The organism is Aminobacter sp. MET-1 (assembly GCF_026521175.1).
Lineage (GTDB): Bacteria > Pseudomonadota > Alphaproteobacteria > Rhizobiales > Rhizobiaceae > Aminobacter.
The window spans coordinates 316,709-336,032 of sequence record NZ_JAMSHL010000001.1; the positions used below are offsets into that span (position 1 = coordinate 316,709).

Annotated in this window: 19 protein-coding genes; 11 read left to right on the top strand and 8 right to left on the bottom strand. The window is 63.7% G+C overall.

What is annotated here, in order from left to right:
• The first annotated feature begins 130 nt into the window (after window positions 1-130).
• Genes NDO48_RS01605 through NDO48_RS01615 form a run of 3 tightly spaced genes read left to right on the top strand, consistent with a single transcriptional unit; the run spans window position 131 to window position 4,488 of the window.
• On the top strand, window positions 131-1,153 hold the full coding sequence (locus tag NDO48_RS01605; protein WP_018429801.1) for an ABC transporter substrate-binding protein: 1,023 nt from the start codon (window positions 131-133) through the stop codon (window positions 1,151-1,153).
• Window positions 1,154-1,156: 3 nt separating this feature from the next.
• Window positions 1,157-3,412: an ABC transporter permease gene (locus NDO48_RS01610; protein ID WP_018429800.1), complete on the top strand. Its 2,256-nt coding sequence runs from the start codon at window positions 1,157-1,159 to the stop codon at window positions 3,410-3,412.
• Entirely contained in the window at window positions 3,412-4,488 is a 1,077-nt protein-coding gene (locus NDO48_RS01615; RefSeq protein ID WP_267320744.1) for an ABC transporter ATP-binding protein, read from the top strand. The genes NDO48_RS01610 and NDO48_RS01615 overlap by 1 nt, the downstream gene beginning before the upstream one ends.
• A 213-nt stretch (window positions 4,489-4,701) precedes the next feature.
• Here the strand turns inward: NDO48_RS01615 and NDO48_RS01620 are convergent, their stop codons facing one another.
• The 7 genes from NDO48_RS01620 to NDO48_RS01650 form a co-directional block, all read right to left on the bottom strand.
• Entirely contained in the window at window positions 4,702-5,139 is a 438-nt protein-coding gene (locus NDO48_RS01620) for a YqaA family protein (RefSeq protein ID WP_018429798.1), read from the bottom strand.
• Window positions 5,140-5,156: 17 nt separating this feature from the next.
• Window positions 5,157-5,555 carry a Cu(I)-responsive transcriptional regulator gene (gene cueR, locus NDO48_RS01625; protein ID WP_018429797.1) on the bottom strand — a complete coding sequence of 133 codons (399 nt, stop codon included), beginning with the start codon at window positions 5,553-5,555 and terminating at the stop codon, window positions 5,157-5,159.
• A gap of 165 nt (window positions 5,556-5,720) precedes the next feature.
• Window positions 5,721-7,274, bottom strand: a complete 1,554-nt coding sequence (locus tag NDO48_RS01630; protein ID WP_267320745.1) for a multicopper oxidase family protein — start codon at window positions 7,272-7,274, stop codon at window positions 5,721-5,723.
• A 71-nt stretch (window positions 7,275-7,345) separates the two neighbouring features.
• Window positions 7,346-7,786, bottom strand: coding sequence for a hypothetical protein (locus NDO48_RS01635; RefSeq protein WP_157632803.1), 441 nt, complete (start codon window positions 7,784-7,786; stop codon window positions 7,346-7,348).
• A gap of 40 nt (window positions 7,787-7,826) precedes the next feature.
• Window positions 7,827-8,840 (bottom strand): 2Fe-2S iron-sulfur cluster-binding protein, encoded by a 1,014-nt coding sequence (locus tag NDO48_RS01640; protein ID WP_267320746.1) that lies wholly within the window; start codon window positions 8,838-8,840, stop codon window positions 7,827-7,829.
• A 1-nt stretch (window position 8,841) separates the two neighbouring features.
• On the bottom strand, window positions 8,842-9,105 hold the full coding sequence (locus NDO48_RS01645) for a glutaredoxin family protein (protein ID WP_018429793.1): 264 nt from the start codon (window positions 9,103-9,105) through the stop codon (window positions 8,842-8,844).
• A 63-nt stretch (window positions 9,106-9,168) separates the two neighbouring features.
• Entirely contained in the window at window positions 9,169-11,694 is a 2,526-nt protein-coding gene (locus tag NDO48_RS01650) for a heavy metal translocating P-type ATPase (protein ID WP_267320747.1), read from the bottom strand.
• Window positions 11,695-11,967: 273 nt separating this feature from the next.
• Between NDO48_RS01650 and NDO48_RS01655 the strand changes: the two genes are divergently transcribed.
• From NDO48_RS01655 to NDO48_RS01685, 7 genes are all read left to right on the top strand, one after another.
• The gene (locus NDO48_RS01655) at window positions 11,968-12,165 is read left to right on the top strand and encodes a heavy-metal-associated domain-containing protein (protein ID WP_018429791.1); all 198 of its coding nucleotides are present in this window, start codon (window positions 11,968-11,970) and stop codon (window positions 12,163-12,165) included.
• A 238-nt stretch (window positions 12,166-12,403) separates the two neighbouring features.
• Entirely contained in the window at window positions 12,404-13,249 is an 846-nt protein-coding gene (locus NDO48_RS01660) for a cytochrome c oxidase subunit II (RefSeq protein ID WP_267320748.1), read from the top strand.
• A gap of 73 nt (window positions 13,250-13,322) precedes the next feature.
• Window positions 13,323-15,092: a cytochrome c oxidase subunit I gene (gene ctaD, locus NDO48_RS01665; protein ID WP_267320749.1), complete on the top strand. Its 1,770-nt coding sequence runs from the start codon at window positions 13,323-13,325 to the stop codon at window positions 15,090-15,092.
• Window positions 15,089-15,793: a cytochrome c oxidase subunit 3 gene (locus NDO48_RS01670; RefSeq protein ID WP_267320750.1), complete on the top strand. Its 705-nt coding sequence runs from the start codon at window positions 15,089-15,091 to the stop codon at window positions 15,791-15,793. The genes ctaD and NDO48_RS01670 overlap by 4 nt, the downstream gene beginning before the upstream one ends.
• A 9-nt stretch (window positions 15,794-15,802) precedes the next feature.
• Window positions 15,803-16,525 carry a heme-copper oxidase subunit III family protein gene (locus NDO48_RS01675; RefSeq protein ID WP_018429787.1) on the top strand — a complete coding sequence of 241 codons (723 nt, stop codon included), beginning with the start codon at window positions 15,803-15,805 and terminating at the stop codon, window positions 16,523-16,525.
• Window positions 16,526-16,533: 8 nt separating this feature from the next.
• The gene (locus NDO48_RS01680) at window positions 16,534-16,920 is read left to right on the top strand and encodes a cytochrome C oxidase subunit IV family protein (protein ID WP_018429786.1); all 387 of its coding nucleotides are present in this window, start codon (window positions 16,534-16,536) and stop codon (window positions 16,918-16,920) included.
• A gap of 103 nt (window positions 16,921-17,023) precedes the next feature.
• Window positions 17,024-17,494 (top strand): aminoacyl-tRNA deacylase, encoded by a 471-nt coding sequence (locus tag NDO48_RS01685; RefSeq protein ID WP_018429785.1) that lies wholly within the window; start codon window positions 17,024-17,026, stop codon window positions 17,492-17,494.
• 161 nt (window positions 17,495-17,655) lie between these two features.
• On the opposite strand, the gene NDO48_RS01690 is transcribed toward NDO48_RS01685, so the two are convergent.
• Window positions 17,656-18,504: a DUF2189 domain-containing protein gene (locus tag NDO48_RS01690; protein WP_267320751.1), complete on the bottom strand. Its 849-nt coding sequence runs from the start codon at window positions 18,502-18,504 to the stop codon at window positions 17,656-17,658.
• Window positions 18,505-18,747: 243 nt separating this feature from the next.
• Here NDO48_RS01690 and NDO48_RS01695 point away from each other — a divergent pair, with 243 nt between their 5' ends.
• Entirely contained in the window at window positions 18,748-19,146 is a 399-nt protein-coding gene (locus NDO48_RS01695) for a c-type cytochrome (RefSeq protein ID WP_026227567.1), read from the top strand.
• Window positions 19,147-19,324 lie beyond the last annotated feature (178 nt).

Genomic DNA, 19,324 nt, shown 5'->3' on the forward strand with positions numbered 1-19,324 from the left:
CAGATCATGTTCGTGACGCAAAGATAGTGCGATGAACACGATTGCAAAATGCGTAAAAAGCACTCACTCTGCAACAGGCCAAAACGACATAAGATCGTTAGACGGCGAAAAAGATGGAGGGAACTGCAAAATGAAGACTGCCTACATGTATTCGGCGGCGTTCGCCGCCCTGATGCTGGCCACTGGTGTTGCCCGCGCCGAGAGCCTGACGCTCTATTGCAGCGCCGACGAGGCCTGGTGCCAGCAGATCAAGACCGGCTTCGAGGAAAAGACCGGCATCACCGTCGACATGACCCGCAAGAGCTCGGGCGAAACCTACGCCCAGGTGCGCGCCGAGGCGAGCAACCCGAAGGGCGACGTGTGGTGGGGCGGCACCGGCGATCCGCATCTGCAGGCAGCCCAGGAAAACCTGACCGAGGAGTATATATCGCCGATGCGCGGCGAGCTGCACGACTGGGCGATCAAGCAGGCCGAGGCCGCCGGCAACAAGACCATCGGCGTCTACTCTGGCGCGCTTGGGTTCGGCTACAACAAGGACCTGCTCGCCAAGAACAACCTGCCCGAGCCGAAATGCTGGGCCGACCTGACCAAGGCCGAATACAAGGGTCAGATCCAGATCGCTAACCCGAATTCGTCTGGTACCGCCTATACGACGCTGGCGACCATGGTGCAGCTGATGGGCGAGGACAAGGGCTTCGACTACATGAAGGCCCTGCACAAGAACATCAACCAGTACACCAAGTCGGGCTCGGCGCCGATCAAGGCAGCCGGCCTCGGCGAAACCACCATCGGCATCGTGTTCATGCATGATGCCGTGGCGCAGACGGCTGCGGGCTTTCCGATCGTGACTGTCGCGCCCTGCGAAGGCACCGGCTACGAGATCGGCTCGATGTCGATCATCAAGGGCGCACGCAACGCCGAGGCAGCAAAGAAGTTCTACGACTGGGCACTGTCAGCCGAAATGCAGGGCAAGGCCAAGGACGTGAAGTCGTTCCAGCTGCCGTCGAACAAGGCGGCGGCCGTGTCGGAACTGACGCCCGACCTGTCGACGATCAAGCTGATCGACTACGACTTCAAGAAGTACGGCTCGAGCGAGGAGCGCAAGCGGCTGCTTGGCAAATGGGATCAGGAGGTCTCCTCACTGCCGCAATAATCCATGCGCTCCCGCGATCTGAGCGGCGGCCTGCACCCGACAGTCATCCTGTGGATGGCGGTCGGGTGGCTCGGCTTTGCCGTGCTCCCCTGGTTTGGCGTCGAGGACGGGTTCTTCGGCTTGTCCTGGCTGTTGAAGGGCTATCCCCTGGACAGCGAGTTTGCGCCTGCGCTCGTTCTCAACCTCAAGAGTGAGAAGCTTTGGCTGGCGCCGCTCGGCCTGCTTTTGGCCGCGCCGCTCTTGCTATGGGGGCGGAAGAAATCCGATCCGCTGTTCGGCAAGCTGCTGGTGACGATAGGGGCGGCGGGCTTTGCCTGGCTGATGTTCCAGGGTTTTGCCATCGGCCTGCGCGGCTGGCAGTTCGGCTGGCTGCAAGGCCTGTTCGGCGAACTCGGCGACCGTCAATTCGGCATGGGCTACGGCGCGCTTCTGGTCGGCCTCGCCTTCCTGTTCCTGTTTTCAGTTGGCCTTGCCGCGCGCGGCGCGGTCGGCGGCGACGTCTTCGTGGTCTCGACCATCGCCTTCGTGGTGGCAGCGGTCGGCCTGTTCATCTTCATGCCGATCCTGCAGATGCTGGCCAATGCGTTGGTCACCGAGGACGGCAGCTATTCGGTCAGCACCTTCCTCGGCAAGCTGTTCAGCCCCAGGCTCTGGAGCCTCGACTGCCTTGCCGGCGGCAGCCGCTGCGGCGTCGCCTGGAACTCGCTGTTCCTGGCGGTCCTCGTCGGCGTGCTGACGACGGCGCTTGGCCTGGTCTTCGCGCTGATGGTCACGCGCACCGGCTTCCGCCATGGCAAGCTGCTCAGAGCGCTGACGGTGCTGCCAATCATCACGCCGCCCTTCGTCATCGGTCTCGCCATCATCCTGCTCTTCGGCCTGTCGGGCGCAGTGACGCAGACATTCTCCGAGCTGTTCGGCATTCAGCCGACGCGCTGGATTTATGGCCTGCCGGGTCTGCTGATCGCACAGCTGCTCGCCTTCACGCCGATCGCCTTCCTGGTTTTGATCGGCGTGGTCGAGGGCGTCAGCCCCTCCATGGAGGAAGCGGCGCAGACGCTGCGCGCCAATCGCTGGCAGACCTTCTGGACGGTGTCGCTGCCGCTGATGCGGCCAGGCCTCGCCAATGCCTTCCTGCTCGGCTTCATCGAGAGCATGGCCGACTTCGGCAACCCGCTGGTGCTGGGCGGCAATTTCGACGTGCTGTCGACGGAGATCTTCTTCGCTATCGTCGGCGCCCAGAATGACGAGGCGCAAGCGGCGGTGCTGGCCATCGTGCTGCTCGCCTTCACGCTGCTTGCCTTCTATGCCCAGCGTTTCTGGCTCGGCAAGAAATCCTACACGACGATGTCCGGCAAGGGCGACGCCGGCGTGCACCCTCAGCTGCCCATCGGCCTCAAGCGCGCCGTCTATGGCGTCGCCGGCTTCTGGGTTGCCTTCACCATCTTCGTCTATGCGACCATCTTCTACGGCAGCTTCGTCAAGCTCTGGGGCGTCGACCACAGCCTGACCCTGACACATTATGTGAAGGCCTTCGCGGTGGGGTGGAACGAGTTCGGTATCCACTGGAAGGGCTCGGCTTGGAGCTCGTTCTGGACCACACTCAAGATCGCGCTGATCTCGTCGCCGCTGACCGCCGCCATAGGCCTGCTCACCGCCTATCTTTTGGTGCGGCAGAATTTTGCCGGCAAAAACGCCTTCGAATTCGGCACAATGCTGTCCTTTGCCATCCCCGGCACTGTCATCGGCGTGAGCTATGTGATTGCCTTCAACGTGCCGCCGATCGAGCTGACGGGGACCGGCATCATCCTGGTGCTGGCCTTCATCTTCCGCAACATGCCTGTGGGCGTCCGGGCGGGGGTGGCGTCGATGTCACAGATCGACAAGAGCCTCGACGAGTCGTCGCTGACGCTGGGCGCCAATTCCTGGCAGACCTTCCGCAAGGTGGTGCTGCCGCTGCTCAGGCCGGCGATCGTCGCAGCACTCGTCTATTCATTCGTGCGCGCCATGACGGCGATCAGCGCCATCATCTTCCTGGTCAGCGCCCGCTACGACATGTCGACGAGCTACATCGTCGGTCGCGTCGAAAACAACGAATACGGCATCGCGATCGCCTATTCGGCGGTGCTGATCGGCGTCATGCTGGCAGTGGTCGGGCTGATGCAACTGCTCGTCGGCCGCCGGAACATCGGCCGCCGCGGCCACGAGCTGTCGCAGTCACGCACCAATGTGAGCCAACCGGCATTTTCAGGAGGCGGCTGATGGCCGAGATCAAGAGCAACGCCGCTTCGGTGGAGTTTCGCGAGGTCACCAAAGTCTACGGCAAGAGCCCAGTGCCAGCGGTCAACGACGTGTCGCTGTTTGTCGAGGCTGGCAAGCTGGTGACGTTGCTGGGACCCTCAGGCTGCGGCAAGACGACGACGCTGCGCATGATTGCCGGGCTGGAGATGGCGACGCGTGGAAAAATCCTGATCGGCGGGGCCGATGTCACGCATCTGCCGGCGACGGACCGTGACGTGTCGATGGTGTTCCAGTCCTATGCGCTGTTCCCGCACATGACGGTCAACGAAAACGTCGAATACGGCCTGAAGTTCTCAGGCTTCGCCAAGAAGGAGATCGGCGACCGGGCGCGCGCCGGGCTGGAGCTGGTCGGCCTCGGCGGCTACGGCCACCGCTTGCCGAGCGAATTGTCCGGCGGCCAGCAGCAGCGCGTCGCTGTTGCTCGCGCGCTCGTGCTGGAACCGCAGGTGCTACTATTCGACGAGCCGCTATCCAATCTCGATGCCAAGCTCAGGCGCCGCGTGCGTGAGGAAATCCGCGACATCCAGACCAAGCTCGGGCTGACGGTGGTCTATGTCACCCATGACCAGGAGGAGGCGCTGGCTGTCTCCGACCGCATCATTGTCATGAACAATGCCATCATCGCCCAGGACGGCACGCCGCGTGAACTGTATGACGCGCCGGCGGATGCGTTCGTTGCCGACTTCATCGGCGAGGCGAACATTTTCGACTGCGAGATCGCCTCGGTCGAGGGCGGGCTGGCAAGCGTGCGGCTCGGCGAGCTGGAGACGAAGCTCGACGCACGCGGCATGGCGCCGGGCGCGGCAAAACTCGCCGTGCGGCCGAGCCGCATCGAGATCAAGCCGGCCGGCAGCCCGCGCACAATACCGGGGCGGTTGGATAAGGTGACCTATGTCGGCTCCGACCTGGAGTTCATGGTCGGCACCGAGTTCGGCGAGGTCTTTGCGGTGTCGTCTGATGTCGATGCGCCGTTCCTGCCTGGGCAGGATGTGGGCATCGGGTTCGCCGCGCGCGGGCCGGTGCTGATCAGGACGTGATCGGGACGTTTGAGCTTACCTTCAACCCCTGACGGCGTTTCTCCTCGTAAGACCGGGAGGAGGTTGGCAACGACAGTGGCGCTCCCCTGCTCACGGGGAGGGGACTGCCTTGTCGAAGGACGCACAACCTAGTGGTCAACGAGTGCGTGGCGTTTCTCTCTCGGTCGAGAAGCAGCCACTGCCGGTTCGGTGTCCGATCATTCGGCTAAACGACTAGATGAAACTCTGCGCTGCCGCCGCCACTGCGAGGTAACGCACCAGCTTGGCCACCCCGACCAGCCCCAGAAAGCTCCACAGCGGCTCCTTCAGCGTGCCGGCAATCAGTGTCAGCGGGTCGCCGATGATCGGCACCCAGGAAAGCAGCAACGACCAGCGGCCGTAGCGGCGATACCAGTTTTCCGCACGGGCGAGGGCGGCGGGGCTGGCCGGGAACCAGCGCCGGTTTTTGAAGCGTTCGACCTGGCGGCCGAGCAGCCAGTTGACCCATGAGCCGAGCACGTTGCCGACGGTGGCAACTGCGATGAGCAGGGCAAGCGAATAGCTGCCATTGATGATGAGCCCGGCAAGCAGGGCCTCGGACTGGGCGGGCAGGAGCGTCGCGGCGGCAAAGGCCGCGACGAAGAGGCCGCCATAGGCGGCGAGGATTGTCATGGGAACGTGCGCGCCGGCTACTGGGTCTGCAGGCGGCCGGACAGGCCGTCGATGATCGGGCAGTCGGGCCGGTTGTCGCCGTGGCAATTGTGCACGAGGTGGCGCAGCGTGTTGCGCAGCTCGGTCAGTTCGGCAAGCTTGCGGTCGATCTCGGTAAGCTTGGTCTCGGCGAGCGCCTTGACGTCAGCGCTCTCGCGCTCTTTGTCGCCGTAGAGCGACAGAAGCTGGCGGCATTCCTCGACGGAGAAGCCAAGGCTGCGCGAGCGCTGCAGGAAACGCAGGCGGTGCACGTCGGACATCGAATAGTCGCGATAGCCGTTGTCGGCGCGGTCGGGGCGCAAAAGGCCGATGTCTTCGTAATAGCGGATGGTCTTGGCCGGCAGGCCCGACTTTTCCGAAGCGGTACCAATGTTCATCTGTCACTCCTTGCGCATTCTGGAGCGGCCTTGTGCGTCAATCCCGATGCACGGCGCTCGAGAGCGAGTTGTTGTCATATAAGGCTTCCAGTAACTGGAAGTTCAAGGGGCTGGCGAAATCGTGATGCAGGCCGGCGCCGAAAGCACCGGCCTGCATCTGTCGGATCAGCTCTCGTAGGCCATTGAGGTCATCATGCCGCCGGCCATGTGGTAGAGGTGGTGGCAATGCAGCGCCCACTTGCCGGCATTGTCGGCGTCGAAGGCGATGGTCACCATGCCCATATTGGCTGGCACCAGAATCGTGTCGCGCACCGCACCTGCAAAACGTTTGCCGTTGACCGCGACGACCTGGAAGTGGTGGCCGTGCAGGTGCATCGGGTGCGACATGGTGGTGTGGTTCATGAAAGTGAGCTCGAAGCGGTCGCCGCTCGTCACCGCCAGCGGCTTGTCCTGGCCATGCATGGCGCCATCGAGCGTCCAGACATAATTCGGTCCTTCGCCCAGCATCATGGTGTGCTCGCGGCTCGCGGCCTTCTTCTCCAGGGGCTTGGCGGTACGCAGCCGCTGTTCGAGGTCGACGCCGACGGCGGGGAAGTCCTCGTCGGCCATGTCGGCGAGCTTGACGACCGATGCGCCCTTCGCGGCAAGAACGACACCTGTCCGCATGCGGCCGCCTTCCTGCACAGCAAAGACCGGCCAGGCCGAAGCCTCCTTCGGCAGTTCGAGCAGGATGTCGAGGCGCTGGGCCACGGCGAACTCGAAGCGCGTGCCATCGATCGGTTCCACCGGCATGCCGTCGACCGCGATCAGCTTGCCCTCGAGCTTGCCGAGGTCGAGCCACATGTTGGTGGAGGCGGCGCCATTGATGAGGCGCAGGCGGATGCGGCTACCCGGCTCGACGGCAAACACTTCGGGGTCGTCGAGGGTGCGGTCGTTGGCCAGCAGCGCGTCGTACTGAACGTCCTGCAGGTGGGACATTGCCGGCATTTGGCCACCCATCTGCATGCCGCCCATCGCGCCATGGTCCATGGTGTCGTGGCTGGTCTGGCCGCTGGGCATCGCCATGCCCGACATGCCGGACATGTTGTGGCCTTCATGGCCGCCGCCGGCTGCGGGCGCCGGAGCTGGAGCAGGAGCAGGAGCCATGGCGCTCATGTCGTGACCGCCGGCCTTGAGTTCGGCAAGGATCTCCTGCGGGTCGCGGAAGGTGAAGTCGTGGAACAGCACCACCACTTCCTGCACGTCCTGGCCGGCCTCGGCCGGATCGCGCACGATCAGCGGGGCTGCCAGCATCAGTTGCTCCTGCAGACCGAAATGCGAATGCATCCAGAAGGTGCCGGGACGGGCGACGGGGAAGTCGTAGTCGTGGCTGCCGCCATCGCGGATCGGCTCCTGCGAGATGCCGGCGACGCCGTCCTGCTGCCATGGCGGGGTCAGGCCGTGCCAGTGGATGACGGTCGGCTCGCCGATGAGGTTCTTCAGCCTGACGCGGAAGTTCTCGCCGGCATTCATGACCAGGCCCGACGTGCCATCGGCCTGATGCAGGCCGAAGACGTTGGCGGCCTTGCCCTTGACCTCGATGACGCGCCTGCCTGCCGTGATGATCTTGTGACCTTCGGCGCGGGCCGGAAGCGCCGGCAGGAGAAGGGACGGGACTGCGGCAGCCGAAAGCGTGGCTGCGGAAGCCGCGAGGAAGCCGCGGCGTGAAAGGGTGTTCATTTCATTGTCTCCAAAACTGATGGTCTCCCGGCGCGGAACGAGCCGGGGCGTGCGCGTCGAAGCGCGTCAGTTCAGGAAAGCGACGGCGGTCTCAGATGCGGCGAAGCGATCGATCCGTAAAGCGGCTCTGTCCTGGCGGGAGCAGGCGAGATGGTAGTCAGATCGGGGAAGGCTGCGGGCAGAGGCAGCGGAGCGCAGTAGCTGCACGAGGCAAGACATTGCGCCAAGCAGGCCCTGCCGTCTTCGTCCTGAGAGAGGTCGCCGCAGCAGGCCACGTCGGCCTTGGCGTGATGCGAGATCGTTTGGGCAACCTGCGGCTGGTGTTGGCTGCCGGGTTGATGGGCGGAAGCCGCCTGCCCGAGGACCAGGAAGAAAAGAAGCAGCAGTGGCAGCATCAGGCGCAGCACCCGCAACGCCCTTGTCCTGCCATCTTCCATCACGGCAACATGCGCGCCGGCCTGCCCACACCTGTCGGCGTGGCGGGGAAGCGTCGTGGCTGAGATCTGCCGCATCGAATGCATGTCCTATCAATGGGTATTGGACCTGATCTGGTCAAGCGGCGTTGTTGTCGCTTCCTTCAGGCGTGAAGAAGACGTCGGCGTGAACATCGGTGGCCAGAACTCCGCGTACGCCGAGAACGGCCATGGCAGCGTCGACCATTGCCGGCGGGCCGGCGACATAGGCCTTGGCGCCGGCGAGGTCGCTGTGATCCTCAGCGAGCGCATCGGACACGAAGCCGCCGCGCCAGCGATCCGAAGCGGTCTGCGACAGCGCCGGGATGAAGGTCAAATTGGCGAACCGCTGTTCCAGTGCACGGAAGTGCTCGACGAGATAGAGGTCGTGTTCGGTGCGGGCGCCGAAATAGACATGGATCGGCTGGGCCATGCCTGAAAGCAGCGCTGTCTCGACGATCGACTTGATCGGCGCGAGGCCGCTGCCGCCGGCAAGGGCGACGATCGGTCCGACATGCGCTTCGCGCAGATAGGCGGAGCCGCCAGGACCTTCGATCCCGACGGTGTCGCCCTGTTTCAGCAAAGCGTGGATCAGGCCGCTGGTGCGGCCGCCGGGCACTGCCCTGATGTGAAGCTCGACAAGCTCTTCGTCCGGCCGGCTGGCCATCGAATAGCTGCGGGCTGGCGCACCCGGGACCGACAACGACAGGTATTGGCCGGCGGCGAAGCGGAAGCTCTCGCGGTCGGCGAGGGCGAGGCGGATCGCCACGATGTCATGCGTCATGCGGTCGATGGCGACGACCTCGGCTTCCTGCGCCTCTGCCGGCTCGGCATCAAAGGCTTCGTCCAGCCACTCGACGACAACGTCGTCGCTGGGCACCGAGCGGCAGGCAAGGATGAAGCCGTCGGCGCGTTCCTGTTCGCTGAGCGCAAAGGGCGAGTGCTTGCCCAATTCCACATGGCCGGAGACGAGGCGTGATTTGCAGGCGCCGCAGCGGCCGGAGCGGCAGCTGTGCGGATAGGCGATGCCGGCGTCGAGCGCCGCCTGCAGGATGGTCTTGCTATCGCCGACCGCAAAGCGGCGGCCGGGCTGGGGCAGAGTCAAATAGGTCATGTCAGGCTGCCCTTGTCAGGTCAAGAAGCGCCTCGATCTCGGCGCGCTGGACAGGGAAGGTGCCGAAGAAGACGTGCTTGCCATCGATTATGGTTATGGGGGCGACGCGGACGCCGGTGCGGCGCTTGGCTTCGTCGGCGATTGCCGGGTCGCGCAGGTCGCGCTCGACGAAGGGCAGTTGCTCAGCGTTCAGCCAGCGCTTCAGCGCCAGGCAGTCGGGGCAGGTGGGCGTGGTGAAGATCTCGATCCAGGGAGCGTTCGGCATGACGGCCTCGCGTGAGACGGAGGGGGATGAGCGGCCTGCCGGTCAGGCAGGCCGCAAGGAGGGTTACTCGGCAGGAACCAGCGCCGGGGCGCCCGATGCGGCCGTCGCGCGGGCAGGGGCCTTGAAGCGCTTCAGCCGCATCGCATTGCCAAGCACGAAGACGCTCGACATCGCCATCGCGCCCGCCGCCAGCATCGGCGACAGAAGCGTGCCGCTGACCGGATAGAGCACGCCAGCCGCGACCGGTATAAGGGCTGCGTTGTAGGCGAAGGCCCAGAACAGGTTCTGCCTGATGTTGGCAATCGTCGCCTTTGACAGCGCGATCGCGTTGGTCACACCGAGCAGGTCACCTGACATCAGCACCACGTCTGCGCTTTCGATGGCGACGTCAGTTCCCGTGCCGATGGCGATGCCGACTTCGGCCTCGGCCAGCGCCGGCGCGTCGTTGATGCCGTCGCCGACGAAGGTGACCGCGCGGCCACCGGCACGCAGGCGCTTGATGGCATCGACCTTGCCGTCGGGCAGTACCTCGGCGACAACCTCGTCGATGCCGAGCTGGGCAGCGATAGCTTCGGCCGTGCGACGGTTGTCGCCCGTGATCATCGCCACCTTCAGGCCCATCTCGTGCAGAGCGCGGATGGCCTGCGGCGTCGTCGGCTTGATCGGATCGGAAACCGCAATGACCGCCGCGAGCTTGCCGTCGATTGCCGCATAGAGCGGGGTCTTGGCCTTGTAGCCCATGCGGATCGCAGTTTCGGCGAAGTCCTGCACCGAAATGCCGAGCTTGGCCATGTAGCGGTCGGCGCCGACAGCGACGTTCTGCTTGCCGACCTTGGCGCTGACACCGAAGCCGGGCACCGCTTCGAAGGAGCCAACCTCGGCAAGGGCGAGACCGTCGTCCTTGGCTGCCGCCACGATTGCGGCTGCGACCGGGTGCTCCGACTGGGCCTCGACCGATGCCACCAGGGCCAGCACGTTGACGCGGTCAAAACCCTTGGCGACTTCGAGGTCGGTCATTACAGGCTTGCCTGCGGTCAGGGTTCCGGTCTTGTCGAGTGCGACGACCTCGGTCGACTTCAGCGACTGCAGCGCCTCGCCGTTGCGGAACAGCACGCCCAGTTCGGCGGCGCGGCCGGTGCCGACCATGATCGAGGTCGGCGTGGCGAGGCCCATGGCGCACGGGCAGGCGATGATGAGCACGGCAACCGCGTTGACCAGCGCGAAGCTGACCGCCGGCTCTGGACCGAAGACCAGCCAGACGAGGAAGGTGAGTGCGGCTGCGGCCATGACGGCGGGCACGAACCAGGCCGTGACCTTGTCGACCATTGCCTGGATCGGCAGCTTCGAACCCTGGGCTGTTTCAACCATGCGGATGATCTGGGCCAGCAGCGTGTCTGAACCGACCTTGGTGGCGCGGTAGGTGAAGCTGCCGGTCTTGTTGATCGTGCCGCCGACGACCTCAGCGCCTTCGCCCTTGCTGACGGGGATGGGTTCGCCCGAGATCATGGATTCGTCGACGAAGGACGAGCCTGAAAGCACGATGCCGTCGACCGGAACCTTGTCGCCGGGGCGCACCTGGACGACGTCGCCCGAGACGACTTCATCGAGCGGAACGTCGACGAATTCACCGTTGCGCTCGACACGGGCCGACTTGGCCTGGAGACCCATCAGCCGCTTGATCGCTTCGCTGGTGCGGCCCTTGGCCTTGGCTTCGAGGAAGCGGCCGAGCAAGATCAGCGTGACGATGACGGCCGACGCCTCGTAATAGACATTGGCGGTGCCTGCCGGCAGGACGCCGGGGGCAAAGGTGGCGACGACCGAATAGGCCCAGGCGGCGGTCGAACCGAGCACGACCAGCGAGTTCATGTCTGGCGCAAGGCGCAGCAGCGCCGGCACGCCCTTCTTGTAGAAGCGCAGGCCGGGGCCGAACTGGACGATCGTCGCCAGCACGAAGAAGGCGATATAGAGCTTTGGCTGGGCGATGTTCATCATCAGCCAGTGGTGCAGCGCCGGGATGGCGTGCGAGCCCATCTCCAGCACGAAGATCGGCAGGGTCAGCATGGCGGCAATGCCAAGATCGCGCTTCAGGTGTGACATCTCGCGGTTGCGGGCGTCCTCGCGGCTGTCGGTGCCCGACGCAGCCGTCGAGGTGTCGGCACGGCGCGGTTCGTAGCCGGCCTTGCGGATAGCGGCGTCGATGGCGGCGCGGGGTGCGACGCCGGCCAGGGTCTCGATGGTGGCGCGTTCGGTGGCGAGGTTGACCGAAGCCGACCTCACGCCTGGCACGGCGGCAATGGCCTTTTCGACACGCCGTACGCAGGAGGCGCAGGTCATGCCTTCGATCTCGACTTCGACCGTCTCGACCGCAACCTCATAACCGGCATTGCGGATGGCGGCGATGACGCCGTCGGAATTGATCTCGCTGCCGAAGCTCACATCGGCGCTTTCGGTGGCGAGGTTGACCGCAGCGGCGGTGACGCCGGGCACTGCCGCGATGGCCTTTTCGACGCGGCGCACGCAGGAAGCGCAGGTCATGCCCTCGATCGGGAAGCTTTGCCGTGTGGTCGCCAGGTTCAAGGGAGCGTTCATGGGTGCTGGACCTTCATTTCATCACTTTCGGCCCTGAGGTCTAAGGGTTCCAGCGTTGGGAAGGTCAACAGGATTTTTGCCGATTTTTCTCTTTTCGGTCAACCATCTGAAAATACTGCGTTTTCATGATGGAGGCCGGGTGTTCTCCATTCTCCGGACCTGAATTCCCACCGGTAACGGATCCGTGATCGAAAAACCATTTGACCTTCCAGTTGCTGGAAACGCCAGATTGCAGGGACGGTGCCAGGACGGACCGAAACAAGGATTTCTGAAATGCTGAAGATGAATGTTCCCGACATGACCTGCGGCCATTGCGCGGGCATGGTCACCAAGGCGGTCCAGAGCGTTGACTCGGCCGCGCGCATCGACATCGACCTGAAGTCGCAGACCGTGTCGATCGAGACCTCGGCGGATGCCGCCAAGGTTGCCCAGGCGCTCGACACTGCCGGCTATCCGGCCCAGGCAGTCTAAGCCTGCGCTCCGGAAAAGGGCGGTGCACCGGGGGCGGTGCGCCGCCCTTTGCATTTTTAGGCCACGCGCGAAGAACATCGCGGGCTTAGCGCAAGAGTTGTTTCCGGGCCGCCGGCGGCCGCTAAAGTGACGCAACGTCACCGTTTCGGTTCCCCTAGTATTTCGCCGACTTTTCAAGCTATGATGCCGCCGGCCTTCCTGCGGGACTGAGTCCCCGGAGGTGCCGGGAGGACCGTGGATGGCCATTGCGCTGGTACTGGTTCTTGTTGTCGTTGGCTCGGTGCTGTTCCATGTGCTGAGTCCCTGGTGGTGGACGCCGATAGCTTCCAACTGGAGCTATATCGACACCACCCTTGTGATCACGTTCTGGATCACCGGCTTCGTTTTCTCCGCCGTCGTGCTGTTCATGGCCTATTGCGTCTACCGCTTCCGCCACAAGGAGGGGGCGACCGCGCATTACGAGCCGGAGAGCAGGAAGCTCGAATCCTGGCTGACGGCGGTGACGGCCATCGGCGTGGCGGCGATGCTGGCGCCCGGGCTCTATGTATGGAGCCAGTTCATCAACGTGCCCAAGGACGCGACCGAAGTGGAGGTCGTGGCGCAGCAATGGCAGTGGAGCTTCCGCCTGCCAGGCAAGGACGGCAAGCTCGGCACATCCAATGTGCGGCTGGTCAGCGCCGACAATCCGCTCGGCATCAATCCCGACGATCCCAACAGCAAGGACGACGTGGTGGTCGAGGCTGCCGATCTGCATCTGCAGATCGGCAAGCCGGTGAAGATGCTGCTGCGCTCGATCGACGTGCTGCATGATTTCTACGTGCCCGAATTCCGCGCCAAGATGGACCTGGTGCCGGGCATGGTGACCTATTTCTGGCTGACGCCGACCCGCACCGGCACGTTCGAGGTGCTGTGCGCCGAGCTCTGCGGCACCGGACACAACTTCATGCGCGGAACGGTGCTGGTCGACACGGAGCAGGACTATGCGACGTGGCTGGAGAAGCAGGCGACCTTCGCCCAGCTGAGCACTCCTGCGAAGGTGGGCGCGCTGGCCACTCCTGCAAAGGATGTGGCGAAGGTGGAATAGCAGACGGATACGGCGCGACCGCTCGCAAGCGGCCTCACCGCGAAAGCAGAGGCATGGAGCAACAGGTGCACGCATGGTCGATGTCACGCCTCACGGAGCAGACCTGATCCCGCCGGCTGAAGTGGGCGAGATGGAGCTTTACCATCCGCACAGCTGGTGGACGAAATACGTCTTTTCACAGGACGCCAAGGTAATCGCGATCCAGTATGCCGGCACTGCCATGGCCATCGGGCTGGTGGCGCTGGTGCTGTCCTGGCTGATGCGCCTCAAGCTCGGCTTCCCCGACACCTTCTCGTTCATCTCGCCGGAGGCTTATTATCAGTTCATGACCATGCACGGCATGATCATGGTCATCTACCTGCTCACGGCGCTGTTCCTCGGTGGTTTCGGCAACTACCTGATCCCGCTGATGGTCGGCGCCCGCGACATGGTGTTCCCCTATGTCAACATGCTGAGCTACTGGATCTATCTGGTGGCCGTGCTCGTGCTGGTGGCGAGCTTCTTTGCGCCGGGCGGGCCGACGGGGGCAGGCTGGACGCTCTATCCGCCGCAGTCGATAACCTCAGGCACGCCAGGCGGGCAGGACTGGGGCATCATACTGATGCTGGTGTCGCTGATCATATTCATCATCGGCTTCACCATGGGCGGCCTCAATTATGTGGTCACCGTGCTGCAGGGCCGCACCCGCGGCATGACGCTGATGCGCCTGCCGTTGACCGTGTGGGGCATCTTCACCGCGACCGTCATGGCGCTGCTCGCCTTCCCGGCACTGTTTGTCGCCTGCGTGATGATGTTGTTCGACCGCATCATCGGCTCGAGCTTCTTCATGCCGGCGATCGTCGAGATGGGCGAGCAGCTGCCGCACAATGGCGGCAGCCCGATCATGTTCCAGCACCTGTTCTGGTTCTTCGGCCATCCCGAGGTCTACATCGTCGCGCTGCCCGCCTTCGGCATCGTTTCCGACCTCATCAGCACGCACGCCCGCAAGAATATCTTCGGCTATCGCATGATGGTGTGGGCCATTGTCGGCATCGGGGCACTCAGCTTCGTGGTGTGGGCGCACCACATGTATGTCTCGGGCATGCACCCCTATTTCGGCTTCTTCTTCGCCACCACCACGCTGGTCATCGCGGTGCCGACGGCGCTCAAGGTCTACAACTGGATTCTCACCCTGTGGCGCGGTGACATCCACCTGACCATCCCGATGCTGTTTGCGCTCGGCTTCATCGTCACCTTCGTCAATGGCGGGCTGACCGGACTGTTCCTAGGCAATGTCGTGGTCGACGTGCCGCTGTCCGACACCATGTTCGTGGTCGCCCATTTCCACATGGTCATGGGCGTGGCGCCCATCCTCGTTGTCTTTGGCGCGATCTATCACTGGTATCCCAAGGTCTCGGGTCGCATGCTGAACGAGACGCTCGGACGCTTCCACTTCTGGGTCACGTTCCTCGGCGCCTACCTGATCTTCTTCCCGATGCACTATATCGGCCTGGTGGGCGTGCCCCGGCGTTATCCGGAGCTCGGCGAAACGGCGTTCGTGCCGCCGTCGGTGCATACGCTCAACGAGTTCATCACCATCATGGCGCTCGTTGTCGGCTTTGCCCAACTTGTGTTCCTGTTCAACCTTTTGTGGAGCATCCGTCATGGCCGCGATGCCGGCGGCAATCCGTGGCGGGCGACCACGCTGGAATGGCAGACCGATGGCACGCCGCCGCCGCATGGCAATTTCGGCAAGCAACTGCCGCTGGTCTATCGCTGGGCCTATGACTACAGCGTGCCTGGTGCCCGCGAGGATTTCATTCCTCAGAACGATCCCTGGCAGCCGGAAGGCGGTCGGCAATGAGCGCGATCCTGATCTTCATGGCGGGCCTCGCGGCCGTCGCCATCTGGTGGCTGACGCAGCAGCGGCTGACGGCCAAGCCGTGGTTGGAATCCGGATCGACCGATGCCTATCCGCTGACAGAGGCGCCGGCGATCGAGCCCGCCAAGCTCGGGGTGGGCGTGCTGCTGGCGGTCATCGGCGCGATGTTCATGCTTTTGGTCAGCGCCTATTTCATGCGCATGGTCTATGCCGACTGGCAGGCGCCGCCGATGCCTGATGTGCTGTGGGTCAACACGGCAATGCTGGCCTTGGCGAGCATCGCGCTGCAATGCGCGGTGGCGGCGGCACATGGCGGACAGCTGAGCAATCTGCGCCTGGCGCTTGTCGCTGGCACGCTGGCTTCGCTGGCGTTCCTCGGCGGCCAGCTCATCGCCTGGCGCGACCTGGCGGCGGGCGGCTACTTCGCCATCGACAACCCGGCGATCAGCTTCTTCTACATGATGACGGCGCTTCACGGCCTGCACGTTCTGGGCGGGCTCGTGGCGCTCGGGCGCACAGACTTCCGGGCCTGGAGGTCCGTGCCTGCAGGGAGGCTGACGCTCTCGGTCGAGCTCTGCGCGCTTTATTGGCACGGCCTGTTCGTCGTCTGGCTGGTGCTGTTTGCCGTGCTTATGGGCTGGGCCGCCGACTTCATCGACATCTGCCGGCAGCTGCTGAGCTAGGAGGAAAGGATGACTGAGACCACGCTCGGACACGCCGACCATACCGCGCCGCGGCCGGGCGGCGCGCGGGGCTTCGTCGCGGACTGGTCGTCCGACCAGAGGGCGTTCAAGAACGTCTCCTGGGGGAAGGCCATGATGTGGATCTTCCTGCTCAGCGACACCTTCATCTTCGGCTGCTTCCTGCTCGCCTACATGACCGCGCGCATGTCGACGACCATACCTTGGCCCAATCCGGCCGAGGTGTTTTCGCTGCATATAGGCGGCAGCGACGTGCCGCTGCTCTTGATCGCCATCATGACCTTCGTGCTGATCTCGTCGTCGGGCACGATGGCGATGGCGGTTAATTTCGGCTACCGGCGCGACCGCAAGAAGACGGCGATCCTGATGTTGTTGACCGCCGCCCTTGGCGCCACCTTTGTCGGGATGCAGGCGTTCGAATGGACCAAGCTGATCACTGAGGGCGTGCGTCCCTGGGAGAACCCCTGGGGAGCGGCGCAGTTCGGCTCGTCCTTCTTCATGATCACCGGGTTCCACGGCACCCATGTCACCATCGGCGTGATCTTCTTGCTGATCACGGCGCGAAAGGTATGGCGCGGGGACTACGAGACAGGGGCGCGGGGCTTTTTCACCAGCAGGCGAGGCCAGTATGAGAGCGTCGAGATCATGGGGCTCTACTGGCACTTCGTCGACCTGGTGTGGGTCTTCATCTTCGCATTCTTCTATCTCTGGTGAGGCGAGCGATGGCACAGGTGGACGCACAGGATCATGGGCTGCATGGCGAAGCGGCAGCGGCGCCCGTCACTGGCCATGCAGTGGGCCAGCAGCATCCGATCAAGCTTTATCTCGTCGTCTGGGGCTGGCTTTTCGTGCTCAGCGCCTGCTCTTATGCGGTCGACTACTTCCAGCTCCAGGGGCTGCTTCGCTGGGGCCTGATCATCTCCTTCATGCTGCTCAAGGCCGGCCTGATCGTCGCGATCTTCATGCACATGGCCTGGGAGCGGTTGGCGCTGGTCTACGCCATCATTGTGCCGCCGCTGGCGATCCTGGTGTTCGTCGCGATCATGGTGGTCGAGTCGCGCTACACCGAACTGATCCGGGTGCTGTCCTTCGGCGTGGGGCACCAGTAGTCGGGACGCTCAGCGTTCTTCGTTGACAGGCGAAATGATGGGAGGAGAATGGATCGTCTCGTTCTCCGATGCGTCAGCACCGTCAACCAGAAGGGCGCCAACGATGACGATCGCTCGAAAACTCCAGGACTACCTCGCGGGCAAAGGCATCCACTACGATACCGTCGCCCATCATCGCACCTCGACCAGCAGCCAGTCGGCGCAGGCGGCGCATATTCCAGGCAGAAGGCTCGCCAAATCGGTGCTGCTGCACCACGAGATGGGTTATGCGCTGGCCGTCGTGCCGAGCAGCCACCGGGTCGAGCTGAACACGTTGCAGGACGTGATCGACAAGAGGCTCGGCCTTGCCTCGGAAGACGAGGTCGGCCAGCTGTTCAACGACTGCGACATTGGTGCCGTGCCACCAGTTGGCGCCGCCTATGACGTGCCCGTCATCCTCGACGAAAGCTTCGGCCCGGAAGGCGACGTGTATTTCGAGGCCGGTGATCACAGGACGCTGGTTCATGTCACCGGCGGTGACTTCCGCAACCTGCTTCAGGGCGCGCGGGTCGCAAGGTTCAGCCATCCGGCCTAGAGCAATTCCGGGAAAAGCGCACAGCGTTTTTTTCCGCTCGGAACTCAAGAAACACGCGGTTCCGCCTTCGAGGGAAAGCGGAGACCCTTTGGTCGGATTGATGGCACCTGCTGCCGCCCCATCGGGGCGGGAGCAGTATTTCAGAGGGGCAGTGTCAGACGTCAGCTGCTGCGCTTGCGCGACCTTGCGGCCTTGACGGGCACGGGTGCCGGAGCCGGTTCGATGACCTTGCGATAGAGGTGCCAGGTCGCGTGGCCGAGCACCGGCAGCACGATGGCCAGGCCGACCAGCAGCGGCAACGAGCCGATGAGAAGTGCCACCGCCACGATCAGGCCCCAGAACAGCATCGGCACCGGGTTTGCCATGATCGCGCGCGCCGACGTCTCGATGGCCGCATAGGCGCCGATGTCACGGTCGAGCAGCAGCGGGAAGGCGACCACTGTCGTGCTGAGGGCGATGAGTGCAAAAAGCAGCCCGATCAGATTGCCGAGGATGATCAGCGTCCAGCCACGCTGGGTGGTCAGCACGTCGCTGACGAAGGCGCCGATCGACAGCGGGACGGCGTCATCGTAGACGCGGGCGTAGAGCGTATGCGCGGTCAGGATCCAGACGACGAAGAGCGCCATCAGCATGATGCCGACCACCACGATTGCCGGCATAGCGGGCGAATTCCTGACCTCGAGGGCATGCCACCAGGAGGTGTCGAGATTGAGTTCGCGTCTTCGGCTGATCTCGTAGAGGCCAATGGCTGCGATGGGGCCCAGCAAGGCGAAGCCGGTCATCAGAGGGTAAATCAACTGCAATGCGTTGCCGCCGGAGGTCCAGGTGATCAGGACGACCCCGACGATCGGGTAAATCAGACCCAAAAACACGTAATGCGAGGGTTTGTCCCAAAAGTCTTCAAATCCGAGCCGGAGTGCGTCGAGCACGTCGGACACGCCGATGCGGCGTATGGTCGGGTGTTGGACGTCACTGCCGGTGCCTGCTGCATAGACATGGAAATTTGCCATGAACATTCCTCCGAGAACGGGTCCGGTATCGGTCGCGGCTCGTGGTGGTGCTGCCGTCCAGCATGACTGGTCACGCCAAACCGCGACCTGCACCGTCAGCACCATAACCTGCCTGAGACGATTTGTCGCCCCTGCCGGGGATGGCCCCAAAACCGGCAGCAGAATGGCCCATGGTGCGGCGACGCGAACGGTTCTAGTATCGCGTGTGTCGACGCCGTGCGCCGACCGATCAGGGAGAAAGCCATGAAAAGGACGGCGCTAGCCTTACCGGCTCTCGTTGCAGTTTCTTTTTTCACAGCCACCTCGACCCACGCAGCCGGTGACGCTGATGCGGGCAAGAAGGTCTTCACCAAATGTATGGCCTGCCACGAGGCCGCGACCGACAAGGACAAGGTCGGTCCCTCGCTGCACGGCGTGATTGGGCGCACCGCAGGCACGCTGCCCAGCTTCGAAGCCAAATATTCCGACGCGATGAAGAAAGCCGGTGCCGCTGGCCTCGTCTGGGACGAGGCCAATATTGCCGCTTACCTCAAGGCGCCGAAGGAAAAGGTGCCTGGCAACAAGATGGCCTTTGCCGGTCTTAAGGACGACACCGACATCGCCAACGTGATCGCCTATCTGGAAGCCGCGGCCAAGCAATAGGCGCGATCCTCCAGGGCAGAGTTGAAAACACCCCGGCCATCTCTTGTGGATCGGGGTGTTTTTTAAGCGATGCTTATGATTAGGGGTGCTAATAGTCCGTATGGACGACGCTGCGTTTCACTACGAAGTGTCGTCTGTCGTCGGGGTCCAGCCACACATCCTGACCTTGCCCAGGGGC

Excerpts from the sequence above, each read along its gene's own strand:
- NDO48_RS01605 (WP_018429801.1), top strand. The coding sequence starts at position 131 with ATGAAGACTGCCTACATGTATTCGGCGGCGTTCGCCGCCCTGATGCTG.
- NDO48_RS01610 (WP_018429800.1), top strand. The coding sequence starts at position 1,157 with ATGCGCTCCCGCGATCTGAGCGGCGGCCTGCACCCGACAGTCATCCTG.
- NDO48_RS01615 (WP_267320744.1), top strand. The coding sequence starts at position 3,412 with ATGGCCGAGATCAAGAGCAACGCCGCTTCGGTGGAGTTTCGCGAGGTC.
- NDO48_RS01620 (WP_018429798.1), bottom strand. The coding sequence starts at position 5,139 with ATGACAATCCTCGCCGCCTATGGCGGCCTCTTCGTCGCGGCCTTTGCC.
- cueR (WP_018429797.1), bottom strand. The coding sequence starts at position 5,555 with ATGAACATTGGTACCGCTTCGGAAAAGTCGGGCCTGCCGGCCAAGACC.
- NDO48_RS01630 (WP_267320745.1), bottom strand. The coding sequence starts at position 7,274 with ATGAACACCCTTTCACGCCGCGGCTTCCTCGCGGCTTCCGCAGCCACG.
- NDO48_RS01635 (WP_157632803.1), bottom strand. The coding sequence starts at position 7,786 with ATGCGGCAGATCTCAGCCACGACGCTTCCCCGCCACGCCGACAGGTGT.
- NDO48_RS01640 (WP_267320746.1), bottom strand. The coding sequence starts at position 8,840 with ATGACCTATTTGACTCTGCCCCAGCCCGGCCGCCGCTTTGCGGTCGGC.
- NDO48_RS01645 (WP_018429793.1), bottom strand. The coding sequence starts at position 9,105 with ATGCCGAACGCTCCCTGGATCGAGATCTTCACCACGCCCACCTGCCCC.
- NDO48_RS01650 (WP_267320747.1), bottom strand. The coding sequence starts at position 11,694 with ATGAACGCTCCCTTGAACCTGGCGACCACACGGCAAAGCTTCCCGATC.
- NDO48_RS01655 (WP_018429791.1), top strand. The coding sequence starts at position 11,968 with ATGCTGAAGATGAATGTTCCCGACATGACCTGCGGCCATTGCGCGGGC.
- NDO48_RS01660 (WP_267320748.1), top strand. The coding sequence starts at position 12,404 with ATGGCCATTGCGCTGGTACTGGTTCTTGTTGTCGTTGGCTCGGTGCTG.
- ctaD (WP_267320749.1), top strand. The coding sequence starts at position 13,323 with ATGGTCGATGTCACGCCTCACGGAGCAGACCTGATCCCGCCGGCTGAA.
- NDO48_RS01670 (WP_267320750.1), top strand. The coding sequence starts at position 15,089 with ATGAGCGCGATCCTGATCTTCATGGCGGGCCTCGCGGCCGTCGCCATC.
- NDO48_RS01675 (WP_018429787.1), top strand. The coding sequence starts at position 15,803 with ATGACTGAGACCACGCTCGGACACGCCGACCATACCGCGCCGCGGCCG.
- NDO48_RS01680 (WP_018429786.1), top strand. The coding sequence starts at position 16,534 with ATGGCACAGGTGGACGCACAGGATCATGGGCTGCATGGCGAAGCGGCA.
- NDO48_RS01685 (WP_018429785.1), top strand. The coding sequence starts at position 17,024 with ATGACGATCGCTCGAAAACTCCAGGACTACCTCGCGGGCAAAGGCATC.
- NDO48_RS01690 (WP_267320751.1), bottom strand. The coding sequence starts at position 18,504 with ATGGCAAATTTCCATGTCTATGCAGCAGGCACCGGCAGTGACGTCCAA.
- NDO48_RS01695 (WP_026227567.1), top strand. The coding sequence starts at position 18,748 with ATGAAAAGGACGGCGCTAGCCTTACCGGCTCTCGTTGCAGTTTCTTTT.